The sequence below is a fragment of the Saccharothrix sp. NRRL B-16314 genome, assembly GCF_000716595.1.
Taxonomy (GTDB): Bacteria; Actinomycetota; Actinomycetes; order Mycobacteriales; family Pseudonocardiaceae; genus Actinosynnema.
Genome location: NZ_JNXC01000015.1, coordinates 122,260 through 145,218, shown reverse-complemented (window position 1 = coordinate 145,218; position 22,959 = coordinate 122,260). Strand labels below are relative to the sequence as shown.

22 protein-coding genes are annotated in these 22,959 nt (G+C 69.7%); 7 read left to right on the top strand and 15 right to left on the bottom strand.

Features of this window, described 5'->3' with window-relative positions; genetic code table 11:
- Positions 1-161 precede the first annotated feature (161 nt).
- Together OQ02_RS47185 and OQ02_RS41155 are read right to left on the bottom strand one after the other, a co-directional pair.
- Positions 162-512, bottom strand: coding sequence for a helix-turn-helix domain-containing protein (locus OQ02_RS47185; protein ID WP_442973669.1), 351 nt, complete (start codon positions 510-512; stop codon positions 162-164).
- A 192-nt stretch (positions 513-704) separates the two neighbouring features.
- Entirely contained in the window at positions 705-1,085 is a 381-nt protein-coding gene (locus OQ02_RS41155) for a hypothetical protein (RefSeq protein ID WP_051772643.1), read from the bottom strand.
- 39 nt (positions 1,086-1,124) lie between these two features.
- On the opposite strand from OQ02_RS41155, the gene OQ02_RS41150 reads away from it, so the two are divergent.
- The gene (locus tag OQ02_RS41150; RefSeq protein WP_156077208.1) at positions 1,125-1,412 is read left to right on the top strand and encodes a hypothetical protein; all 288 of its coding nucleotides are present in this window, start codon (positions 1,125-1,127) and stop codon (positions 1,410-1,412) included.
- 22 nt (positions 1,413-1,434) lie between these two features.
- Here the strand turns inward: OQ02_RS41150 and OQ02_RS22150 are convergent, their stop codons facing one another.
- From OQ02_RS22150 to OQ02_RS22130, 5 genes are read right to left on the bottom strand one after another with little or no spacing between them, the layout of a single operon-like run.
- Positions 1,435-2,133 (bottom strand): FadR/GntR family transcriptional regulator, encoded by a 699-nt coding sequence (locus OQ02_RS22150; RefSeq protein ID WP_033440463.1) that lies wholly within the window; start codon positions 2,131-2,133, stop codon positions 1,435-1,437.
- Complete coding sequence (locus OQ02_RS22145; protein WP_033440416.1) at positions 2,133-2,900, bottom strand: 3-oxoacyl-ACP reductase; 768 nt, start codon at positions 2,898-2,900, stop codon at positions 2,133-2,135. The genes OQ02_RS22150 and OQ02_RS22145 overlap by 1 nt, the downstream gene beginning before the upstream one ends.
- 36 nt (positions 2,901-2,936) lie before the next feature.
- Positions 2,937-4,295 carry an aldehyde dehydrogenase family protein gene (locus tag OQ02_RS22140; RefSeq protein WP_033440415.1) on the bottom strand — a complete coding sequence of 453 codons (1,359 nt, stop codon included), beginning with the start codon at positions 4,293-4,295 and terminating at the stop codon, positions 2,937-2,939.
- The gene (locus OQ02_RS22135) at positions 4,292-5,035 is read right to left on the bottom strand and encodes a gamma-glutamyl-gamma-aminobutyrate hydrolase family protein (RefSeq protein ID WP_051772641.1); all 744 of its coding nucleotides are present in this window, start codon (positions 5,033-5,035) and stop codon (positions 4,292-4,294) included. Before OQ02_RS22135 ends, OQ02_RS22140 begins: the two co-directional genes overlap by 4 nt.
- Positions 5,016-6,356, bottom strand: coding sequence for a glutamine synthetase family protein (locus OQ02_RS22130; RefSeq protein ID WP_033440414.1), 1,341 nt, complete (start codon positions 6,354-6,356; stop codon positions 5,016-5,018). Before OQ02_RS22130 ends, OQ02_RS22135 begins: the two co-directional genes overlap by 20 nt.
- Positions 6,357-6,483: 127 nt before the next feature.
- Here OQ02_RS22130 and eat point away from each other — a divergent pair, with 127 nt between their 5' ends.
- Entirely contained in the window at positions 6,484-7,902 is a 1,419-nt protein-coding gene (gene eat, locus OQ02_RS22125; protein ID WP_033440413.1) for an ethanolamine permease, read from the top strand.
- A gap of 113 nt (positions 7,903-8,015) precedes the next feature.
- Positions 8,016-8,492: a CAP domain-containing protein gene (locus OQ02_RS22120; RefSeq protein WP_051772640.1), complete on the top strand. Its 477-nt coding sequence runs from the start codon at positions 8,016-8,018 to the stop codon at positions 8,490-8,492.
- 34 nt (positions 8,493-8,526) lie between these two features.
- Here the strand turns inward: OQ02_RS22120 and OQ02_RS22115 are convergent, their stop codons facing one another.
- Complete coding sequence (locus OQ02_RS22115) at positions 8,527-9,555, bottom strand: serine hydrolase domain-containing protein (RefSeq protein ID WP_051772639.1); 1,029 nt, start codon at positions 9,553-9,555, stop codon at positions 8,527-8,529.
- Between the two features lie 124 nt (positions 9,556-9,679).
- Between OQ02_RS22115 and OQ02_RS22110 the strand changes: the two genes are divergently transcribed.
- From OQ02_RS22110 to OQ02_RS22100, 3 genes are all read left to right on the top strand, one after another.
- Positions 9,680-10,543, top strand: a complete 864-nt coding sequence (locus OQ02_RS22110; RefSeq protein WP_051772638.1) for a 3-hydroxybutyryl-CoA dehydrogenase — start codon at positions 9,680-9,682, stop codon at positions 10,541-10,543.
- Positions 10,544-10,965: 422 nt separating this feature from the next.
- Positions 10,966-12,060, top strand: a complete 1,095-nt coding sequence (locus OQ02_RS22105; RefSeq protein WP_033440411.1) for a tryptophan dimethylallyltransferase family protein — start codon at positions 10,966-10,968, stop codon at positions 12,058-12,060.
- 17 nt (positions 12,061-12,077) lie between these two features.
- Positions 12,078-13,436 (top strand): tryptophanase, encoded by a 1,359-nt coding sequence (locus tag OQ02_RS22100; protein WP_033440459.1) that lies wholly within the window; start codon positions 12,078-12,080, stop codon positions 13,434-13,436.
- A gap of 217 nt (positions 13,437-13,653) precedes the next feature.
- Here the strand turns inward: OQ02_RS22100 and OQ02_RS22095 are convergent, their stop codons facing one another.
- The 7 genes from OQ02_RS22095 to OQ02_RS22070 all read right to left on the bottom strand — a co-directional run bounded on the left by OQ02_RS22095 (position 13,654) and on the right by OQ02_RS22070 (position 20,532).
- Entirely contained in the window at positions 13,654-14,247 is a 594-nt protein-coding gene (locus tag OQ02_RS22095; protein WP_063747121.1) for a GTP-binding protein, read from the bottom strand.
- Positions 14,228-14,596 (bottom strand): DUF742 domain-containing protein, encoded by a 369-nt coding sequence (locus tag OQ02_RS22090; RefSeq protein ID WP_033440409.1) that lies wholly within the window; start codon positions 14,594-14,596, stop codon positions 14,228-14,230. Before OQ02_RS22090 ends, OQ02_RS22095 begins: the two co-directional genes overlap by 20 nt.
- Positions 14,596-15,033, bottom strand: a complete 438-nt coding sequence (locus OQ02_RS22085) for a roadblock/LC7 domain-containing protein (RefSeq protein WP_033440408.1) — start codon at positions 15,031-15,033, stop codon at positions 14,596-14,598. Before OQ02_RS22085 ends, OQ02_RS22090 begins: the two co-directional genes overlap by 1 nt.
- 44 nt (positions 15,034-15,077) lie before the next feature.
- Positions 15,078-17,495, bottom strand: a complete 2,418-nt coding sequence (locus OQ02_RS22080) for a sensor histidine kinase (protein WP_033440407.1) — start codon at positions 17,493-17,495, stop codon at positions 15,078-15,080.
- A 212-nt stretch (positions 17,496-17,707) separates the two neighbouring features.
- Positions 17,708-18,643, bottom strand: coding sequence for an SMP-30/gluconolactonase/LRE family protein (locus OQ02_RS22075; RefSeq protein WP_033440406.1), 936 nt, complete (start codon positions 18,641-18,643; stop codon positions 17,708-17,710).
- 259 nt (positions 18,644-18,902) lie between these two features.
- Entirely contained in the window at positions 18,903-19,064 is a 162-nt protein-coding gene (locus tag OQ02_RS42555; RefSeq protein WP_081915835.1) for an Imm1 family immunity protein, read from the bottom strand.
- Between the two features lie 55 nt (positions 19,065-19,119).
- The gene (locus OQ02_RS22070; RefSeq protein ID WP_033440405.1) at positions 19,120-20,532 is read right to left on the bottom strand and encodes a DUF1996 domain-containing protein; all 1,413 of its coding nucleotides are present in this window, start codon (positions 20,530-20,532) and stop codon (positions 19,120-19,122) included.
- A gap of 150 nt (positions 20,533-20,682) precedes the next feature.
- On the opposite strand from OQ02_RS22070, the gene OQ02_RS22065 reads away from it, so the two are divergent.
- Complete coding sequence (locus OQ02_RS22065; RefSeq protein ID WP_156077205.1) at positions 20,683-22,854, top strand: NB-ARC domain-containing protein; 2,172 nt, start codon at positions 20,683-20,685, stop codon at positions 22,852-22,854.
- Positions 22,855-22,959 lie beyond the last annotated feature (105 nt).

Sequence of the window (22,959 nt, the reverse complement as noted above, 5' to 3'; positions counted from 1 at the left end):
GTGGGAGTGGCGGGTGGTGCTGGGTGGACTGGCGGCTGGGGTGGCGAGGGCGGCTAGGAGGTGTTCACTGCCGGTGCGCGGGTGGCCGAGGTCGAGGGCTAGTCGGAGCGCGCGGTCGAGGGTGGGTTCCAGGTCGGGGTGGTCGCCCTTGAACACGGGGGTCAGTCCTCTCGGCCGTACTTGCGGTGGACGGTCTGCTTGGTGACGCCCAGGCGGGTGGCGATGTCGCGCCACGACCAGCCGGCCCGGCGTGCGGCGGCGACGTGCTCGGCTTCCAGTTGCTCCACCAGTCGGCGCAGGCGGGCCACGGCGCGCAGGCCGGCGTCCGGGTCCGCACCGTGCGCGGCCTGGTCGAGATCGGCGATCGTGGACATTTCGTCAACATATGCTGACGCCTGAGCGATCGTCAACACATGCTGACGACGGTCGTTCACAGCCGGCGTACAGCCGACGATCAGGATCCACTCAGGTCGACCGCGCATCATGGCGTCGACGAGCACGACGGCGTCCATCCGCACGGGAGAGCAGGAGTTCCGCCAATGCCAGACCCGCAGCAACCGTCCCCGCAGCCCGAGGGACAACCAGGGCAGGGAAACCCCACGTCACCGGCAGATCGGACGCCCACCACACCCATGGAGACGCCGGGGTCGAGCCCAACCGAACCGGGTGCAGGTGCGCAGCCGGCCACCGGAACTCACGGTGCGTCAGCCGCGACCACAGAGCCGGTTGCGGGAGCCGCAGGCGCACCGGGAGCCGCCGCGCAGCCGACCGCCGGTGCCCCGGGCGAACAGGGGGCAGGTGCGCAGCCGGGAACCGGTGCCCCAGGTGAAACGGCCGCGGAGCCGGGAGCCGGTGCCGCAGGTGGAGTGGGCGCGGAAGCGCAGTCGGCCGGTGCCGCAGGTGGAGTGGGCGCGGGGGCGCAGTCGGCCGGTGCCGCAGGTGGAGTGGGCGCGGGGGCGCAGTCGGCCGGTGCCGCAGGTGGAGTGGGCGCGGAAGCGCAGTCGGCCGGTGCCGCAGGTGGAGTGGGCGCGGGGGCGCAGCCGGCAGCCGGTGCAGCAGGTGAACCGGGGCCGAGCGTGCCGCATCCCGCCTACAGCCGGCCCGCAACGGGCAAGGGCGCGGCCGTGGGCAGGGTCGTCAGGCACCGGGCCACCCAACTCGTCGCGGTCGGGTTGCTCGGGCTCGTGCTCGGTGGCGGGATCGTGGCGTTGGCGGACCGTCACCACCAACACCCCCGGTACGGCGTCGGGTTCGACCGGCCCGGTCACCCCGGCCACCCGCGGTTCGAGGAGCGCATTCCCGAGCGCAGGTCCGAGCGTGGACCGGAGCGCGGCGGTTCGGAACGCGGCGGTTCGGAACGCGGGTCGGAGCGCGGGCCCGAGTGGATCCCGGAGCGCGAGTTCGAGCGCTGAGCCCGGGACGACGCACCGACGTTCAGGACAGGAAGCCGCGCAGCAGCAGTGCCGTGCCGTCCAGGTGCTCGGCCATCGCCCGCCGCGCGGCCTCCGGCTCGCCCGCCACGATGTTCGCCACGATCACGTCGTGCTGCTCGTTCGAGTGCGCCAGGTTCGGCGCCAGCAGCGGGATGCGGTCCAGCAGTGCGTTGACCCTGGTCCGGGCGTCGGCGACGGCGGCGGTGAGCGACGGGGAACCGGTCGCCTCCGCGATCGCCAGGTGCAGCCGCGAGTCCTTGCGCCGGTACTCCTCCACCGTCGCGTCCCGGCACTCGGTCAGCCGCGCCACCAGGTTCCGCCGCTCGACCGGCCCCAGCGCACGGGCCGCCGCGCACTCCGCCGCACCCGTCTCCACCGCCGCCCGCAACGTCAACGCGTCCGCCAGCTCCTCCGGGTCGACCCGACGGTCCGGCGCGGGCACGGGCAGCGGCGAGTTCACGAACGTCCCGCCGTAACGCCCGCGCCGCGACTCGACGTACCCGGCGTCCTGCAACGACCTGATCGCCTCGCGCAACGTCACCCGGCTGACGCCCAACCGGGTCGCCAGGTCACGTTCCGCGGGCAGCCGCTCCCCCGGCCCCACCACCCCGAGCCGGATCGCCTGCATGAGCCGTTCCACGGTCTCCTCGAACGCGTTGCCCGCCCGCACGGGGCGGAACAACGCGTCCTGCACGGGCATCACAGCGGTGTCACGTAGGCACCGGCGATCCCGCCGTCCACCAGGAAGTTCGAGGCGGTGATGAACGACGAGTCGTCACTGGCCAGGAACGCCACCGCCGCCGCGATCTCCTCCGGCTCCGCGAACCGCCCCAACGGCACGTGCACCAACCGCCGCGCGGCCCGCTCCGGGTCCTTCGCGAACAGTTCGCGCAGCAACGGCGTGTTCACCGGCCCGGGTGACAGCGCGTTGACCCGCACCCCCTGCCGCGCGAACTGCACGCCCAGTTCCCGGCTCATCGCCAGCACCCCGCCCTTGGACGCCGTATACGAAATCTGGGAGGTAGCCGCGCCCATCGTCGCCACGAACGACGCCGTGTTGATCACCGAGCCGCGCCCTCCTTCCAGCATGTGCGGGATTGCGTACTTGCAGCACAAGTAGACGGAGGTCAGGTTGACCTTCTGCACCCGGTCCCACGCCTCGATGCCCGTGGTCAGGATCGAATCGTCGTCCGGCGGCGAGATCCCGGCGTTGTTGAACGCGATGTCCAGTGCACCGTACGTGTCCACAGTAGACCGGTACAGCGCCGACACCTGCTCCTCGTCGGTCACGTCGACCTGGACGAACAGCCCGCCCACCTCGTCGGCCGCCGCCTTGCCGGACTCCCCGTCGACATCGGCGACGACGACCCGCGCGCCTTCCGACGCCAGCCGCCGCACCGACGCCAGCCCGATGCCGCTGCCACCGCCGGTGACCACGGCCACCCGGCCCTCAAGTCGCTGAACCACGTTCTCTCCCAACCAGCATCGGTGATGCCCCGAAAATCAGTGAGCGATGAAGACGTTCTTGGTCTCGGTGAACGAGTCGAGCGCGTCCGGCCCCAGCTCGCGCCCCAGCCCGGACTGCTTGAACCCCCCGAACGGCGTCCAGTACCGCACCGACGAGTGCGAGTTGACCGACAGGTTCCCGGCCTCGACGCCGCGGGACACCCGCAGCGCCCGCCCCACGTCCCGCGTCCAGATCGACCCCGACAGCCCGTACGAGCTGTCGTTGGCCAACCGCACCGCGTCCTCCTCGTCGGTGAACGGCAGCACCGCCACCACCGGCCCGAAGATCTCCTCGACCGCCGCGCGGTCACCGCGCCCGACCGGTGCCAGAACCGTTGGTGGGAACCAGAAACCCGCGCCTGAAGGAGCCGAACCCCGGAACGCCACCGGCGCGTCGGAAGGCACGTAGGACGCAACCTTCTCCCGGTGCGCGGCCGAGATCAGCGGCCCCATCTCGGTCGCCTCGTCCCCCGGCGCGCCGACCACGACACCCTTCACCGCCGGCTCCAGCAGCTCCATGAACCCGTCGTACACCGAAGCCTCGACCAGGATGCGCGACCGCGCACAGCAGTCCTGGCCCGCGTTGTCGAACACCCCGTACGGCGCCGTCGCGGCGGCGCGCTCCAGGTCCGCGTCGGCGAACACGACGTTGGCCGACTTGCCGCCCAGCTCCAGCGTCACCCGCTTCACCTGCTCGGCGCACCCTGCCATGATCTGCTTGCCCACGCGCGTCGACCCGGTGAACACGACCTTGCGCACGTCCGGGTGCGTGACGAACCGCTGCCCCACCACCGTCCCCGCCCCCGGCAGCACCTGGAACACGTCCGGCGGGATCCCCGCCTCCAGCGCCAGAGAGGCCAGCTTCAAGGCGGTCAACGGCGTCAGCTCGGCGGGCTTCAGCACCACCGTGTTCCCCGCCGCCAACGCGGGCGCGAAACCCCAAGCGGCGATCGGCATCGGGAAGTTCCACGGCACGATCACGCCGACCACGCCCACCGGCTCGTGGAACGTCACGTTCAGCCCGCCCGGCACCGGGATCTGCTTGCCGAACAACCGTTCCGGCGCGGCCGAGTAGTAGTGCAGGACGTCCCGGACGTTCCCGGCCTCCCACCGCGCGTTGCCGATGGTGTGCCCGGAGTTCAGCACCTCCAGCGCCGCCAACTCCTCCAGCGCGCCGTCGACCGCTTCCGCGAACCGCCGCAGCATCCTGGCCCGGTCTCCCGGCGCGACCGCGCGCCACGCGGGCAGCGCCGCCGACGCACGGGCGATCGCCGCGTCGGTCTCCTCCAGCGAGGCCAGCGGCACCGACCGGACCACCTCCTCGGTGGCCGGGTTGATCACGTCGAACGTCGTCACTCCACTCCCCTGTCCCGATCGGATGCCGCGTCGACCAGTGCGGCGAACAAGCGGTCGTCCTCGCTGTCGGCCTCCGGGTGCGACTGCACGCCGAGCACGAAACTCGCACCCGGCAGCTCCACCGCCTCGACGGTCCCGTCCGGCGCGCCCGCGACCACCCGCAGGCCGTCACCGACGACGTCCAACGCCTGGTGGTGGTGGCAGTGCACGGTGGTGGCCAGGCCGACGACCCCCGCCAGCCGCGAACCGGGGGCCACCGCGATGCCGGTGTGCTCGAACACCGCCGGCGCCGGGTTGTGGCCCTCGACGTGCTGGACGAGCGTGCCGCCCAACGCCACGTTGAGCACCTGCATGCCCCGGCACACCGCGAGCAGCGGCAGGTCGAGCTTCAGCGCGGCGCGGGTGAGGCTCAGCTCGACCGCGTCCCGCTCCGGTCGCGCCGGACCGGTGCGCGGGTCGCGTGGCCGCCCGTACCGCGACGGGTCCACGTCCGCGCCACCCGCCAGCACCAGGCCGTCGAGGAAGCCGATGGCGTCCGCGTCCCACTCGCCGACCGGCGGCAGCAGCACGGGGTTGCCGCCCGCGCGCACGACCGAGTCGAGGTAGTCCCGGTGCAGCACGGCCGCCTCCACGTCCCACACGCCGAACCGCGCGCGTTCCAGGTACGTGCTGACGCCGATCAGCGGCCTGCCACCCCGAGCGGCGGGGCCACCGGAGCGGCTAGAGCCGTTCGAAACCACGGATGCGCTCCCAATCCGTCACCGACGAGTCGAACGCGGCCAGCTCCACCCGGGCCGCGTTGAGGTAGTGCTCGACCACGTCCTGCCCGAACGACTCCCGCGCCAGGTCGCTCTTCGCCAGCAGCGACGCGGCATCACGCAGCGTGGACGGCACGGTGGGCCGGTCGGACGCGTAGGCGTTGCCGACGAACTCGTCCTCCAGCGGCAGCTCGTTGTCCACGCCGTGCAGACCGGCCGCGATCAGCGCGGCGACGGCCAGGTACGGGTTCACGTCCGCGCCGGGCACCCGGTTCTCGAACCGCAGCGACTGCCCGTGACCCACCACGCGCAGCGCGCACGTCCGGTTGTCCTTGCCCCACGCCACCGCGGTCGGCGCGAAGCTGCCTGGCATGAAACGCTTGTAGGAGTTGATGTTCGGGGCCAGGAAGTACGTCAGCTCGCGCAGCGCGGCCAGCTGGCCGGCCAGGAAGTGCTCCATCAGCTTCGACATGCCGCGGTCCTCGGCGAACACCGGCTCGCCGTCGTCCGAGCGCAGGCTGAGGTGGATGTGGCAGGAGCTGCCCTCACGCTCGTTGTACTTCGCCATGAACGTCAGCGACTTGCCCTGCTGCGCCGCGATCTCCTTCGCGCCGGTCTTGTAGATGCTGTGGTTGTCGCACGTCGCCAGCGCCTCGGTGTAGCGGAACGCGATCTCGTGCTGGCCCGGGTTGCACTCGCCCTTGGCCGACTCGACCACCATGCCCGCGCCCGCCATGTTGTTGCGGATGGCGCGGAGCAGCGGCTCGATCCGCGCGGTGCCCAGCAGCGAGTAGTCCACGTTGTACTGGTTAGCCGGGGTGAGGCCGCGGTAACCGCGATCCCAGGCGTCCTCGAACGTGTTGTCGAAGACGATGAACTCGAGCTCGGTGCCCACGAACGCGCGCAGGCCGCGCTCGGCGAGCCGGTCGAGCTGGCGCTTGAGGATCTGGCGCGGTGAGGCCACCACAGGCCCGCCGTCCTCCCAGACCAGGTCGCACATGACCAGCGCGGTGCCCTCGTGCCACGGCACGCGGCGCAGCGTGGAGAGGTCCGGCCGCATGACGAAGTCGCCGTAGCCGCTGTCCCACGACGACATGGCGTAGCCGCCGACCGTGTTCATCTCGACGTCCACCGCCAACAGGTAGTTGCAGCCCTCGGCGGAGTGCCCCATGACCTCGTCCACGAAGTACCGCGCGGCACAGCGCTTGCCCTGGAGGCGGCCCTGCATGTCCACGACGGCGACCAGGACCGTGTCGACCTCCCCGGCGTCCACGAGCACGCGCAACTCCTCCACGGCGAGCATCCGCAGTACCTCCAAAGGTATGTCAGCGAGCCATTGGACACCTCATCTTGACACCATCATGTGGTCCACGCCACCCTCCAACCACCCTCCAAAGGAGCGCGACTGACCCATTAGGGAGCGAGCGCAGATGGCCAAACACGTCGAGTACGAGAAGGTGGGCAGCGACTACCTGGAGCACCGTCAGCTGAAGCGGGGCGCCGCGGGCTGGGTGCTGCTGGCGGGACTGGGTGTCTCCTACGTCATCTCCGGCGACTTCGCCGGGTGGAACTTCGGCATCGCACAGGGCGGTTGGGGCGGGCTCCTCGTCGCGACGATCCTGATGGGCGCCATGTACACCTGCATGGTGTTCGGCCTGGCGGAACTGGCCGCCGCACTGCCCGTTGCCGGCGGTGGCTACGGCTTCGCCCGACGTGCGCTGGGGCCGTTGGGCGGGTTCGCCACCGGTATCGCGATCCTCATCGAGTACGCCATGGCGCCGGCGGCCATCGCGGTGTTCATCGGTGGGTACGTGGAGACGCTGGGGCTGTTCGGGCTGACCAACTCGTGGCCGGTGTACCTGGTGTGCTTCCTGGTCTTCGTCGGGGTGCACCTGTACGGCGTGGGCGAGGCGTTGCGGCTGATGTTCGTCATCACGGGTGTCGCGGTGGTGGCGCTGGCCGTGTTCGTGGTCGGGATGGTCCCGAAGTTCGACTCGGCGAAGCTGTTCGACCTGGCCGAGGGCGGCGGCTTCCTGCCGTTCGGGGTGACGGGCGCGCTCGGTGCGCTGGTGTTCGGCATCTGGTTCTTCCTCGGTGTCGAGGGCGTGCCGCTGGCGGCCGAGGAGGCGCGCGACCCGAAGCGGGACATGCCGCGCGGCATCATCGCCGCGATGCTGGTGCTGCTGGTGTTCGCGGGCACCATCCTGGTGTTCGCGCCGGGTGGTGCGGGCTCGGAGGTGCTGAAGGGGTCCGACAACCCGCTGCCGGCGGCGGTGCGCGCGGCGTACGGCGGGGACAACCTGCTCGCGCAGGTGGTGAACTACGTCGGCCTGGCCGGGTTGGTGGCCAGCTTCTTCTCGCTGATCTACGCCTACTCGCGGCAGCTGTTCGCGTTGTCGCGGGCCGGGTACCTGCCGCGGTGGCTGTCCCGCACGGGGAAGCGCAAGACGCCGTACCTGGCGCTGGTCGTACCGGGTGCGATCGGGTTCGTGCTGGCGGCGGTGACGCGGGACGGCGCACTGCTGATCAACATTGCCGTGTTCGGCGCGGCGCTGTCGTACGTGCTCATGATGGTGTCGCACATCGTGCTGCGCGTACGTGAACCCGGGTTGGAGCGGCCGTACCGGACGCCGGGCGGCATCGCCACGACCGGTGTGGCGCTGGTGCTCGCCGTGGCGGCGGTGGTGGCCACGTTCTTCGTGGACGAACTGGCGGCCGGCATCACGGCGGCCATCGTCGTGGTGGCGTTGGCGTACTTCTGGTTCTACAGCCGGCACCACCTGGTGGCCTCCGCGCCCGAGGAGGAGTTCGCCGCGATCGCGCAGGCGCAGGAGGAGCTCAAGGACTGACCGGTGTGGAACCGGGTGGCACACCGCCACCCGGTTCCACCGATCGTGGAACGCAAGTCCTCCCGGAAGTGGGAACCCCTGTGACGGGGCCACCGACGGACAGGAGGCATACCATGACATCCAAGACGTTCACGGCCGGAGCGGCCATCGCGACACTGCTCGTCACGACCGCCCCGATCACCGCCACCACGGCCACCGCCGCGCCCATCTACGAGCAGCAGGTCTTCGCTCTGACCAACAACGAACGGGTCGCCGCCGGGTGCCCCGCACTGACGTCGAGCGCACAGCTGGACGCCGCGGCGCGCAGGCACACCCTCGAAATGGCGCGGACGGGCAACTTCAGCCACACCGGGGTGGACGGCAGCACACCCGCGCAGCGCGTCACCGACGCGGGCTACCCGTACCGGATGGTGGCCGAGAACATCGCGGCCGGCCAGACGACCGCGGACGAGGTCGTGCGGGCGTGGATGAACAGCTCTGGCCACCGGGCGAACATCGTCAACTGCGAGTTGCGCGACCTCGGCATCGGCTACGCCGTCGACGGCAACAACAAGCCTTACTGGACCCAGGACTTCGGCACCACGGGCTGATCGCCCGCAGCCGGCCGCACGCCGTGGCCGGTGGTCAGCAGTAGACCGTGCCGAACAACCCCACGACGGCCTCGGCCGGCACCTTGCCCGGCAACGGGTTGTAGGACAGGGTGGCCCGCCTTCCGTCGTCGGCACGGGTGGCGTAGGTGAGGTAGCCGATCAGCTCGCCGCCGTGACCCCACACCGACCGGCCGCACGGCAGGTCGAACCGCTGCAACCCCAGGCCGTAGGCGAACACCGTGCCGGTGTCCACGGTCTGCCGCATGGCCGCGAGGGACGCGGCGCTGGTGAGCCTGCCGCCGAGCAGGGCGTCGAAGAACCGGTTGAGGTCGTCCGCGGTGGAGATCATCTCGCCGGCGGCCCAGTCCAGTGACGGGTTCATCAGCGTCGCGTCGACCAGCTGTCCGTCCACTTCGGTGTAACCGCGGGCGTGCGGGTGCGGCAGGCCCGGCCACTGCCCCGGCACAGTGGTGCGCGACAGTCCGAGCGGGCGCAGGATCCGCGAGCGGACCTCGTCGCCGTAGGCACGCCCCGTCACGCGTTCGACCAGCATCCCGGCGACGATGTAGTTGGTGTTCGAGTAGTGCCAGCCCTGCCCCGGGTCGAAGTAGGAGTCCTGGCTGAAGGCGACGTCCAGCAGTTCCTGCGGCTGGTAGGACCGGAACCGGTCCGCACCGCGCCACCGGTTGGTCGAGTAGCCCTCCTCGTGCGCGTAGTCGTAGAGGCCGCTGGTGTGGTTGAGCACCTGGCGGACGGTGATGCGGTCGCCGTTACCGCCCCGCGGCACGCCGGCCACGTACCGGTCCACGGGATCGTCCAGCCCGACCCTGCCCTCGTCGACGAGTTGCATGACGACGGTCGCGACGAAGGTCTTGGTGGCGCTGCCGATCCGGAAGTACCCGCCGACCGACGCCTCCCCCGCCGCGTCCGCGCGGGTGCCCGAGGAGTCCTCCACGGACAGCAGGGCGCCGGACGCCCACCCCTGCTCGACCCACCCGTCCAGGGCGGGGAACGTGCCGGCCAGGGTCAGCACGACCCCGGCGATCGCAGTGTTGATCATCATGCGGCCGACGCTAGCCGGCGCGACGGCGTCCGGGGATGAGGACGACCACCCGATCGACTGCGGAAAACCCCAGCACGAGGCCCGGGTAGGTGCTGTCGGCAGGGCGCCCTGGCAGGATCAGGGGGTGAGTGACATTCAACGTGTTGGAGTGGTGGGCGCGGGCCTGATGGGCTCCGGCATCGCCGAGGTCTGCGCGCGGGCAGGGCTCGACGTGCTGGTGGCCGAGGTCAGCCCGGACGCCACCGAAGCCGCGCGAGGGCGGATCGCCTCTTCGCTCGGCAAGGGCGTGCGCAGCGGCAAGCTGTCCGCCGAGGACCGGGACGCCGCACTGGAGCGCCTCCGGTTCACCACCGACCTCGCCGACTTCACCGACCGGAACCTGGTCGTGGAAGCCGTCGCGGAGATCGAGCAGGTCAAGACCGAGGTGTTCACGACGCTCGACAAGGTCGTCGCGGACCGGAACGCGATCTTCGCGTCCAACACCTCCTCGATCCCGATCATGAAGCTGGGCATGGCCACCAGCCGGCCCGAGCAGGTCATCGGCGTGCACTTCTTCAACCCGGTGCCGGTGTTGAAGCTGGTGGAGCTGGTGCCGTCACTGCTGACCGGTGACCAGACCAGGGTCAGGGCCGAGTCGTTCGTGACCGGCGTCCTGCACAAGGAGGTCATCCGCTCGCAGGACCGGGCCGGGTTCGTGGTGAACGCCCTGCTGATCCCGTACCTGCTGTCCGCGATCCGGATGCTGGAGTCCGGGTTCGCCAGCGCCGAGGACATCGACACCGGCATGGTGCTGGGCTGCGCGCACCCGATGGGTCCGCTGCGCCTGGCCGACCTGATCGGCCTGGACACCACCAAGGCGATCGCCGAGTCGATGTACGAGGAGTTCAAGGAGCCGCTGTACTCGCCGCCGCCGTTGCTGCTGCGCATGGTGGACGCGGGGCTGTTGGGCAAGAAGAGCGGGCGCGGGTTCTACGACTACGCGTCCTGACCCCTCGCCCGCGGGGCCGTCGACCACGGTGGTCGGCGGCCCCGTTCGCGTGTCCGGGGCATTACCACACGACGTGCGCGCGAGTCACGGTCGAACAGACGGCGAACAATTGACAACAGCGTCTTGAATGGCGGGACGCATTAGCGGCGAACGCTCGACCGTACCCCACGGGACGGCTGGAACAAAATGCCACGATCCGTCATCGAAGATCGTCGGGATATTAGTGCGAAAGAATGACGGACGGCTAGTCAATAGGCCGTTCGGAGCAGTCTCGATTACCGGGGCCCACCGCTTGGCAAGTGATCGACAGAACCCGTGGCCTGCCTTTAGAGTGCCCTACGTCACGCTACGGCCAACCGGTGGACAAGATTGCTTCGCCTAGCGTAACTTTTCGACTCGCCCCCCACGAGGAGAACCCCGCCTTGGACCCTCAAAAAGTTTCCATACGCGATTTCACGGGCCGCCAGTTGAGTGCCCTCCTGCATTCTGTGGGCATCACGGACAATACCCTGGAATCCGTCGGGCTACTGGCGGACGCGCTCGGCCCGGGTGGCCTGCGCCCGGTTTCCACCAGCCCGGCCTGGCCCTCCGACGTCGCCGACGACCACACCCCGGTGGAGTTCTCCACGGCGTTCGCGGCGGACGAGCCCCCGGTCGTCCGCATGATCGTCGAACCCACCGCGGCCAGGCCATCCCGCATCGCGAACATGTCGGCGGCGCTCGCCTCGCTCGACCGCATGACGCGCCGCGGCAACCTGGACACCAGCCGTTTCGACGCGGTGCGGAGCCTGTTCCTGCCGGACAATCCCGCACGGGATTTCACGTTCTGGTATTCACTCGTGTTCCGCGCCGACGCGGCACCCACGGTGAAGGTCTACCTGAACCCGGACGTGCGCGGCGAGTCCGCCGCCGAGGAGGTCATGCGGGAAGCGCTGGACCGGACCGGTTTCGCCGCCGGTTTCCGGACCATGCGGGACAGCGCGATGACCAGGCCGGGACTTGACAGGTATTCCTTCTTCGCGCTCGACCTGGTCGAACAACAGCGGGCGCGGGTCAAGGCGTACATCTCCCACCACGCCGCGGAAGTAACCGACGTCACTCGCGCGGCGAAGGCGGCACGCGGGGTGGATGTGGACAGGGTGCCCGATTTCTGCCTGCTCACGGGGGGCAACACCGGAACGTTCGACAAGCGTCCGCTCATTTCCAGCTACACGTTCCTGGACGGCGACGCGGACGCGCCGAGCGGCTATTCCCTGTACGTGCCGATCAGGGACTACGTCACCGACGACGAAGAGGCCCGGCGACGGGTGCTCGCGGTGATGGCCAAGTACGACCTCGACCCCACCCAGTTCGACAACGCCCTGCGCACCGTCGCACGCCGACCGTTGGACGAGGGCGTCGGCCTGATCGCCCACGTGTCGCTGCGCATGGGCAGGCCGCGCCCCGGAATCACCGTCTACCTCTCGTCCGAGGCCTACGACGTGGCCACGCCGCGTTCGATCAGCCTGGCTGTCTAGGAGTCACCGTGCCGATCATGGAGCCGTACCGCATCAAGGTCGTGGAGCCCATCCCGATCACCACACGCGCGCACCGCGAGCGCGCGCTGGTCGCAGCCGGGTACAACCCGTTCAACCTCGCCGCGACCGACGTGACGATCGACCTGCTCAGCGACTCGGGAACCGGTGCCCTGTCCGCCGAGCAGCAGGCGGCGGGCATGCGGGGTGACGAGACCTACGCGGGTGCGCGCTCCTACCACCGGTTCCACGACGTGGTGACGGAACTGACCGGGTTCCCGTTCGCCTTCCCGGTCCACCAGGGACGTGCGGCCGAGCGGATCCTGTTCACCGCGCTGATCAAGCCCGGCCAGGTCAGCGTCAGCAACACCCACTTCGACACGACGCGCGCGAACGTCGAGATCGTCGGCGGCGAGGCGGTCGACCTGCCGTGCCGGGCCGCCGACGACCTCGACAGCGACGCGCCGTTCAAGGGCGACATCGACCTGGATGCGCTGGAAGCGACCCTCTCCAGTCGGCGGGACGTCGCCGTCGTGGTGATCACCATCACCAACAACGGTTTCGGCGGACAGCCGGTGTCGATGGGCAACATCAAGGCCGCGGGTGAGATCGCCCGCCGCCACGGTGTGCCGTTCTTCCTCGACGCGGCCCGCTTCGCGGAGAACGCGTGGCTGGTCACGCAGCGGGAGCCGGGATACGAGAACCACACTCCGCGCCAGGTGGCGGAGGAGGCGTTCCGGCTGGCCGACGGGTGCGTGGCGAGCCTGAAGAAGGACGCCATCGTCCACATCGGCGGGTTGCTCGCGCTCCGCGACCCGGAGCTGGCGGCGAAGTGCGAGTCGCTGCTGATCGCGACCGAGGGCTTCCGCACCTACGGCGGACTGTCCGGTCGCGACCTGGAGATGCTGGCGCAGGGGCTGCGGGAGGTGACCGACCCGGAGTACCTGCGGGCACGGGCCGACGCGACCTCGTACGTGGCCGGGCTCGCGGCGGCGGCGGGCGTCGACAGCGTGCGGCCGACCGGGGTGCACGCGGTGTATTTGAACGCCGGCCGCCTGCTCCCGCACCTGCCGCCGAGCAGCTTCCCGGGGTTCGCGCTGGCCAGCGAGCTGTACCTGGCGGGCGGCATCCGGTGCGCCGAGCTGGGTTCGCTGTACCTGGGTGAACTCGACGACGAGGGCGAACTCCTGAAGCCCGCGCCGTACGAGCTGGTCCGCCTGGCCATCCCGCGGCGGGTCTACACGCAGAGCCACCTGGAGTACGTCGGCGAGACGCTGGCGGAGATCGCGAAGGCGCCCGACCGGGTGCCGGGGTACCGGTTGACGCACGTGCCGAAGCTGTTGCGGCACTTCAACTGCAAGCTCGAACCGGTGGCGTAGGAAGCCGAACCGGTGGTGCAGACCTCTCGTCGGCGGGCGTGGGCGACAGTTTCCGTCGCCCACGCCCGCCGTTCGGCAGCGGCGGTTGTCGAGCGACTGCGCCCCGAAGCCGGGGCCCACCCCTGGGAGAACGGTGACCCGGTGCTCGGCGGAGACCGGGTCGAGCCGCGACCGCGCCACGCGGTGCCCCAGGCGGGGAACCGCGTGGAACGGTTCCCTAAGCCATCGCGTCGAGCCGGTCCATGGTGTGCTGGATCAGGCTCACCAGCACGGTCTTCGCCGACTCGCGGTCCCGCGCGTCGCACAGCACCAGCGGGATGGCGGCGTCGACGTCCAGTGCCCGCCGCACCTCCTCCGCCTCGTACGCGTGCCCGCCCTCGAAGCAGTTCACCGCGATGATGAACGGGATGCCGCGCCGCTCGAAGAAGTCGATCGACGGGAAGCTGCTGTCCAGCCTCCGGGTGTCGACCAGGATCACCGCGCCGATCGCGCCGTAGGCCAGCTCGTCCCACATGAACCAGAAGCGGTTCTGGCCGGGGGTGCCGAACAGGTACAGCACCACTTCCGGGTTGATCGTGATCCGGCCGAAGTCCAGGGCCACCGTGGTGGTCTCCTTGGCCTCCAGGCCGACCACGTCGTCGACCCCGACACCGGCCTCGGTGAGCAGTTCCTCGGTGTGCAGCGGCGGTATCTCGCTGACCGAGTTGACCATCGTCGTCTTCCCGGTGCCGAAACCACCGGCGATGACGATCTTCACTGGGGTGGGGACCAGCAGTTCCCCACCCGGCCGCTCAGATTCCACGGACACCATCCAGCACCGCCTGCAGCAAGTTCCGGTCCGGCACCTGCGGGACTCGGGAAGGGTCTCGGATCACGACGTCACCGCGTTGGATGAGGTCGCTCAACAACACCTTGACGACCACCAGCGGCACGTCGAGGTACGCGGCGACCTCGGCGACCGACAACGGCCGCCGGCACAGCTCCATGATCTCCATGTGCTCGACCGCCAGCGCGTCCGGGTCCGACGGCGACGGCATCGCGCGCACCTGCGTCACCAGGTGCAGCTCCGGCCGCAGCGGGCGCGTGCGACCGCGCACCATCGCGTACGGGCGGACCAGCGGGCCCGCGGCCTCGTCGTACCACCAGTCCTTCCCCGCCATCAGGACGACCTTCGGGCGGCGGGCAGGCTCGCGGCGGCGGTGCCGCGCGGCGCCGAGGACAGGTAGGTGCCGACGCGCTTGACGAGCATGTTCATCTCGTAGGCGATCATGCCCATGTCGGAGTCCTCTTCGCCGAGGACCGCCAGGCACGCACCGTGCCCGGCCGCGGTGACGAAGAGGTAGGCGTGCTCCATCTCGACGATGGTCTGCCGCACGGCGCCGCCACCGAAGTGCCGTCCCGTGCCGCGGGCCAGGCTCTGGAACGCCGACGCCATGGCGGACAGGTGGTCCGAGTCGTCCTTGGACAGCCCCGGCGAGCGGCCCAGCAGCAGACCGTCCGCCGAGAGCACCACCGCGTGCCGAGCTCCGACCACCCGGGAGACCAGGTCCTCCAACAACCAGTTCAGTTCGTTGTGCTGGCTGGTCATGTCGTTCATCGGGTTGCCTTTCCGGTTTCCAGTCGTCCGGCCACTGCTGCTGGTCAGGGTTCGAGGTCGTCGGGTGTCCGACGGGCGTCGCGTGTGCCCCGTTGGAACGCCGACAGGCCCTTGCGGACCTTCTCGGCGGACTGCTCCGGGTCGACCTCGGCGAGCGGTTCGGGCGAAGGGTGGAAATCGTTGCGCACCAACTGCGGCGCCAGGTTCTGCTGCCTGCGCCGCCTGGGCAGTTCGGGTCGGTCGGCGCTGCCGTTGGCCGACTCCGAATCCGCCGCGGGCCACTCGGACGTGGCCCGCTTCCGCTGCGGCAGTTCCAGCTCGCCGCTGCGCTGCGACAGGTCCAGCCCGCCGCTCAGTCGTTCGACCTCTGGAAGGGGATCCTCGTTGACCGCGGCCTCGGCCTGGGCCCAGAACCCTTCCAAGTCTCGGGAACTGTCGGGAAACCTGGCGTCTCGCACTGAGTCGTCGCCCTGCTCGGGAATGTCGTGGAAACTGCGGCGTGGCAGTTGGCGGGTCTCGGCCGCCTCGGTCGCCGTGGTGGGGCCCGCGACGATCGCGGACGGGATGAGCACCAGCGCCAACGTGCCGCCGTAGGGGGACTCGCGCAGCTCGACGTGGATGCCGCGGCGGGCCGCCAGGCGTGCCACCACGAACAGGCCGAGCCGGGACTCACCGCGCAGCCGCATCGCGTCGAACTCCGGCGGGTCGGCCAGCATCGCGTTGTGCTGCTCGCGGTCCTCCGGGTTGATGCCGAGGCCGTGGTCCTCGATCTCCACCACGATGCCCTGCGGCACCTCGTTGGCGTGCACCTGCACCTGGGAACGCGGCGAGGAGAACGCGGTGGCGTTGTCCACCAGCTCGGCGATCAGGTGGATCGTGTCGGCGACGGCCGCGCCCACCAGCGCGGTGTCGGGCACGGGGTTCACCTTGACCCGGACGTACTGCTCGGTCTCGGCGACGCCGGCGCGCAGCACGTCGAGGAGGCGGACCGGCTTGCGCCACTGCCTGCCCGGCTGCTCGCCCGCGAGGATGATCAGGTTCTCCGCGTTGCGACGGGCGCGGGTGGCGAGGTGGTCGAGCTGGAACAGCGCGTCGAGCTGCTCGGGGTTCTCCTCCTCCCGCTCCAGCTTGTCCAGGATCTTCAGCTGGCGGTGCACCAGGCCCTGGTTGCGGTGCGCGATGTCGAGGAAGACCCGGTTCACGCCTTCACGGGCCTGGCTCTCCTTCACGGCCGCGGCGACGGCGGTGTACTGGGCGGCGTTGAACGCGTCGGCCACCTGGCCGATCTCGTCGCTGCCGTAGTCCAGCGGCGGCACCTCGACCTCGACGTCCACGTGCTTGCCGTCGCGGAGCCGTTCGACGATGTCGGGCAGCCGCTCGTGGGCCAGCTGGAGCGAGTCCTTCTTCAACGACGTGAGGCGGGTGATCAGGGCCCGGTTGACCAGGCGGTTCGACGTGCGGATCGCGATCAGGATGCCGATGATCACGGCGAGCAGCGCGACCAGGCTGCCGATGAGCACGGTGCGGAACTTGCTCTCACCGCGCTCCATCGTGAGGTTCACGGCGCTGGCCGCCTGCTCGTTGACCAGCGCGGTCAGCTCGGTGGAGACCGGGCCGCTGATGCTCTGCCAGTCCTGGAGCGACCCGGCGTTCGACGGCTTCTGGGCGTTCTGGATCAGCTTGCCCTCGAACTCGACCAGCCGCTTCCAGTCGTCGCCCTCGATCATGAACTGGTAGTGCTCGCGCACTTCGGGCTGGGCGTAGGGGGCGATCGACTCGTACGAGGAGTGGTAGGCGCCGACGAGGCCGGCGAACTCGAGGTGCTCCTCGGGGGTGAACTGTCCCGCCGCGAGCGCCCCCGAGGCGAGCGAGGTGGCGCGGGACATCCAGTCGGCGGCCTTGAAGTACTCGGGGGCGATGATCGCGCCCTTCACCGACTCGTGGTCGGGCACCACCCGGGCCTGCACGCTGAACAGGGCGTGACCGGCGTCGAGGAGGTTGTTGTAGTACGTGTAGATCTCGGTCTTGGACGCGCGTCTCGCTTCGAGGGCGGCCCGGCGCTGCGGCAGCTGGTCCAGCAGCACGGTGAGCGCGTTGATCCGGTCGACGATCTCCTGCGGCGCCTGCGCGGCCAGCTCGTTGAACGCCGTGCGCATCCCGGTCACCGCGCGGTCGGTCTCGCCCTGCTGGACCTCGAGGTCGCTGGTGCCGCGGTCGGGCTGGCTCAGCGACGTCATGCTCAGCTCGCGCTCCTTCTGGAGCGCGGCGAACGTCTCGACCGCCGGGATCGACGCGTCCTTCACACCGGAGGCGACGGCGCGCAGGTAGAAGCCGTCGAACACGGTGTACGAGGAGAACAGCGCCCACATGATGAGCAAGACGATGCTGGGGACGACGACGACGCCGGTAAGTCGTGAACGGATCGTCTTGTAGTTCGTCTCCGTGGTGCTCTTCTGCTTCACAGCGCTCCGCAGCCTCGTCCGTTGGCAGGTCAGGCGTAGCACTAATGCCACTGCCTCTTCTTCACCCGATCGGCGACGGAACGGTAACACTCAGAAGATCATCATTACGAAGAGACAGCGATCACTTGCGCGACGCGACGGTCAGGTTACCCAGTCGAGTGACGCCAGGAACAGGGGGCCGATGTGAACTTCTCCGCATCGGCCCCCGACTTTCAGATCCCGGGAACCGAAACCGCGTTGTAGGTCGTCGTCGGCGTCGGCGGCGTGGTGAAGCGGGCGTTCGGCAGGTACAGCCGGTGACCGAAGGAGGCGACGGTCGTGGGCACGTCGAACCGCGCGTCGGTGATCTTGGTCACGAGCTTTCCGGCAGTGCCGTCCGCGGCCAAGGTGAACACCGCGATCATGTTGAGCCGGTTCTGCACCACGTAAAGGGTGCGGCCCTCCACCAATAGCCCGTCACCGTTGGTGAGCACCTCGCCCTGGAGGTCGACCACCGTCGTGCGACCCGATTCCACGTCCACCCGGTGCAGCTGCCCGGTGTTGCTCTGGACGATCAACAGGGCTTCGCCGTCCGGGGTCTCCGCGATGCCGTTGGCGTTGTTGACGCCCGGTGTGAGGACGAAGTCGCCGGTCAGCGGAATGGCGGTGTGCGAGTCGGGCAGCGAGCCGTGCCGGCCGAACGCGACCCGGTACAGCACCGCCTGGCGCGAGTCGGTGAAGTACGCGGCGTCACCGGTGATCACGACATCGTTGACAAAAGTGTTCGTGCCGTTCACGAATTCGTAGGACTTGAGCACCGCTCCCGTCCGCGCGTCGACAACCCTCCCGTCACCGCCCGCGCCGCCGGACACGAACAGCCTCCGGCGCCCGTCGACCTTCAACCCGACCGAGGCCGTCCCCGGCCCCTGGCTGAACACCTCGCCGCGCCCGGTGCGCAGGTCGACCCGGAACAGGTCCCCGTCGGCGCGCGAGCCGAAGTAGGCGGTCGGTGCGGCGCCGATCGCGATGCCCTCGGGCAGGAACCCGTCGGGCAGCGGGAACTCGGCGGGGAAGGTCGGGTGTGCTTGCTCTGCGGTGGCGGGCGCGGCGGTGATGAGGGAGGAGACCCCCAGCACCACGGCGGCCAGCGCACCGAGTGTCCGAGACATGACCACTCCTTCTTCGCTTGTGAGGCGATCCGGAGTCTTGCGCAGCTCGCGTGGCCGGGCGAGGGCTCCACGAGCCCTCTACAGCAAACCGACAGGTCGGCCAGCAGAAGCCACCGCAGCCGGAGGCTCGTTCTGACCGGTGCGGGCCGACGCCGTCATCGGAGCCCAAGGCTGCTGGAGCCAGGCAGCTGCTGCCGCTCATACCCGGGCCGGCGCCATCCCCGACCGGCCGCCGCGCGGGTCGGGGATGGCGGCCTCCTCACCTCATCTGTTGCCACGGGAGGAGCGTCGGGCGCTGTCCGGTGGCGAGGAACTCCTCGATCGCGACGGCGATGTCGGCGACCGGGATCTCGCAGTGGGTGAGGAAGTCGAGCCCGGTGCACCGGGGGCGTCGGCGCAGGCCTTCACCGAGGCCGCCCACGAGCCGGTGATCACGTCGGTGAACAGCATCACCCTGCGGTTCGCCTGGACCGTCGTCACTCCCTGCACCTGCGGCCGGAGTTCAGGCAGTCCACCAGCCGGTCCATGATCTCCTCGGACATGACGTTCGCGAAGTCGTCGTGGTCGGAGAACGGGTTGTGCTCCTCCTGCGGGAAGGCGTCCACGGCGTACTGCCCGGCGACCTGCACGTCCCGCGGGATGTCGTAGGTCAGGCTGATCCGCAGCTGTGGCACGGCCTTGAAACCCTTGGGGCACTTGCCGTTCCCGTTCGGGTAGACGATGTGGTCGCGGTGGTTGGCGCTGTCGGTGTTCTTGCCGTCCCAGCAGCTGGCGAAGTCGTGCACGCGCTTGACCTTGCTGCCTTCCGGGCAGATCGGGTACTTGTCCAGCTGGACCTTGTCCTCGAACCCGGTGCAGGTCCACGACTTCCGCGCGTTCTTCGGACCGTTCGTGGAGACCTTCGCGTCGCCGTAGAGGACGCGGAGGAACTGCGGCATCGCCTCGACCTTGTCCACCGGGCTGCCGCGGAACGTGATGTCGACGATTTCGGGCCGCTGGATCTCACCCTCGTTGCCGGGCAACTCGTTCTCGTCGCCTGCGCTCTTGCCGTCGCCCTTCTCCGGCGCGTCCGGTGCGGCTTCCCGGGCCGCCTCGGCGACCACGGCGTCGTTGGCGTCGCCGTCCTTCACGGTGCACGGGGCCAGCCTCTTCAGCCCGCGCGGGCGTTCCGCTACCCGGTCGACGGCCTGGACGATCCGGTCGATCGTCGCGGTCCGCTTGTCCCGCAAGGGCCGGAGGACGGCGTTGTTGACGAAGTTCGCGTCGTTGACGTCCGCCGCGGCCTTCAACTTCGCGTTGGCCTCGGTGATCTGGTCCTGGAGCGCCTTGAGGTTGCGGTCGACCTCGGCCTTGGCCTGGCGCGGCACGTTGCGCAGTTTCCGCTTGACGTCCGGGCACTCGACCTCGGCGGCGGCCGGTTCGCCGGGCTTCTCGTCCTCGTCCTCCCGGTCGATCCGGACGACCGGCCAGAAGTAGGCCGACTTGTCACCGTTCTTGCAGGTGGTGTCGGCTTCGAGCAGGCTCTCGTCGGTCGAGTCCGCGTCGGTCGACACGTTGCCCACGTAGTCGTGCAGGTGCTCGGCGCCGTTGCGCACACCGGGTTGGGCGATGAAGTTGTCCGGGTTGAAGTGGCCGTTCTCGTTGCGACCGCAGTCCACCGTGAACGTGCCGGTGCTGGCGCCCCGCTGCGGCCGGGGTGCCTGCACGTTGCGCTGCTGCTTGGTGATGTCGGTGAACAGGGAGATGTCCGCCCCGTCCGCCTGGGCGGTGCCCTGATCACCGGTGGTGCTGATCGCGACGGCCAGGCCGATCGTGAGCGCCAACCCGGTCACGCCGGCAGTCAGCTTCGTGCGCCGGGAGAAGCGGTGCCGCCCCTGGTTTCGCGTCATGGATGTGTCACCTCGTCGTAGGTACGCGCAAGTCCTGCGTGGAACCCCGACCGCCGGTGGGCGGTGGACACAGTGGCATACGTACCGTCTTCGGTCCGCGACCTGGCCGTTATCCGTTCGTTACCGAAACCACCCCCTAACTTGGGACCAGTGGCCGACTTGGCGGCCGAAACCACTCTTCCTGTCTGTTGTCCCACCGCCTGTCTCGTGTTGCGGTGGAGGGCGAGCTCAGGGGAGGGGTGCGACTTGCCGTACAGCAGCGACAATTCCATGTCAGGAACGGTCAGCGGGCAGGTGGTGCAGGCGGGCAGCATCGGGTCGGTGCACTTCCACGGCCCGCGCCGGCAGCCGATGATCCCGTTCCAGCTCCCGCCCGCGCCGAAGCTGTTCACCAGCAGGAGCCGGGAGCTCGCGGCGTTGGACGGTTGGCTGGAAGCGGACGAGGCGTTGCTCGTGGTGATCAGCGGGCCGGGTGGGGTGGGCAAGACTTCCTTGGCTCTGCGCTGGCTCCACGGTGCCAGGTCGCTCTTCTCCGACGGTCAGCTGTACGTGGATCTGGCTTCGAGCGCCCGTGGCGGACCGACGACCCCTGAAGAGGTGCTTGAGTGGTTTCTCCTCGCGTTGGGCGTGCCGTCTGCGGAGATTCCGTCAGGACTGGCCCGAAGACAGGCGGTGTTCCGCACCCTCACCGCGGACCGGGCCGTGGCGTTGCTCTTGGACAACGCCATCTCCGCGGCACAGGTTCGACCGCTGCTCCCAACCTCGACGCGCAGTGCCGTCGTGGTGACCAGCCGTTGGCGGCTGGGCGGCCTGGCCGTGGACGGAGCCCGGTTCGCAGAGGTCGGATCGTTCGACGAAGACGCGTCGTTGGAGCTGCTCGAACGGGCGGTGGGCTCGCGCGTCAGGTCAGAACCCGATGCGGCCCGCGAACTGGCGCACCTCTGCGCGGGCCTGCCCATCGCGTTGTCCGTGATCGGCGCACGCCTGTCGACCCGTCCTCGGCGGTCGCTGTCGAAGGAGGTCGGCTCGCTGCGCGCGGAACGCCTGGCGACGTTGACGTTGAACGACGAAGTGTCGGTCGAGGCGGTGTTCGACCTGTCGTACGTGGAGCTGCCGCCTCGACACGCCCGGGTCTACCGCCTGTGCGCTCTGCATCCCAGGGGGTCGTTCGGCGTCGAAGCCGCCGCCGCGGCGGTCGGTGAGCCGATCCCGGTGGTGGAGCAGCTGTTGGAGGAACTGGTGGAGAAGAACCTCTTGACCGAGGTGGGCGACGACCGGTTCGGCTTCCACGACCTGCTGCGGCTCCACGCCCGCCGACACGCCGACCGAGTGTCCCCCAGCGAGCGGGACGCGGCTCTTCGACGCCTGGTGGAGTGGTACCTGGATCGGTTGGTGGACGCCGATCTGGTGTTGCGCCCGACGCGGCACCGGGTGGGCCCCAGGTACCACGACCGCCGATCACTGTTTCCGACACACCGGAGTGCCTTGCTGTGGCTGGAGAAGGAGAGGACGAATCTGCGTGAGGCGTGTCGGGTCGCCCATGACCTGGGTCACGACGACCTGGTCTGGCAGTTCTGTGAGGCGATGTGGGGTTTCTACCTGCATTCCCGGCACCATGACGACTGGTTCGCGCTGCACGGCCTCGGCGTGCCCGCCGCAGTTCGGTGCGGGAACCGTGCCGCCGAGGCGAAGCTCCGCGCGCAGCTGGTCTTCGCCCATGGCGCGTTGCGCCAGTTCCCGGAAGCCGAGAGGGAAGGGCTGAGGGCACTGAAGATCGCAGAGGAGGACGGAGACGACCAGGGTGTCGCAGTCGCGCTCACCGAGCTCGGCGGTGTGGCCCAGGGCGCGGGTGACCTGCCGGGTGCCTTGGAACGCTTGACCCGGGCAAGGGGAATCCGCCGGCACATCGGACCGCCGCGGGCAGAGGCGCTGTGTGCTCGCAGGATTGGCGAGGTCCTGTTCGAGCTCGGCTGTGACGACGAAGCGATGACCGAGCTGGTGGCGGCGGCCGACGCGATGGACCTGCTGGGCGATCACGTCGGACGGGCGAGGTGTCTGATGTCTGTCGCCGCCATCGCACTGCGCCGCGAGCGGCGTGATTCGGCCGAGGAGAGGCTTGAAGCCGCCCTCGACCTGCTCCGCCGTGTCGGTGCGCCGTTCTACGAAGCCGAGGTCTTGGTGCTGTTGGGGGAGGTCGCCGAGGCCGCGGCCGACCTCCCCCGGGCACGCGAGCGTTATGGAGAGGCAAAGCGCCTGTTCGACAGCTTGGGGAACCCCAAGGCGACCACGATCAGCGTCAAGCTCTCGGCGCTGGACGCGTGAGGCGGCTCGATCAGGACGTCGGCCAACCCGAGCTCGGCGGGGTCTGCTCGGCAGACCTCACCGATCACGATCTGGTCGAGGCACCCGGCACCCGTGGCCACGACC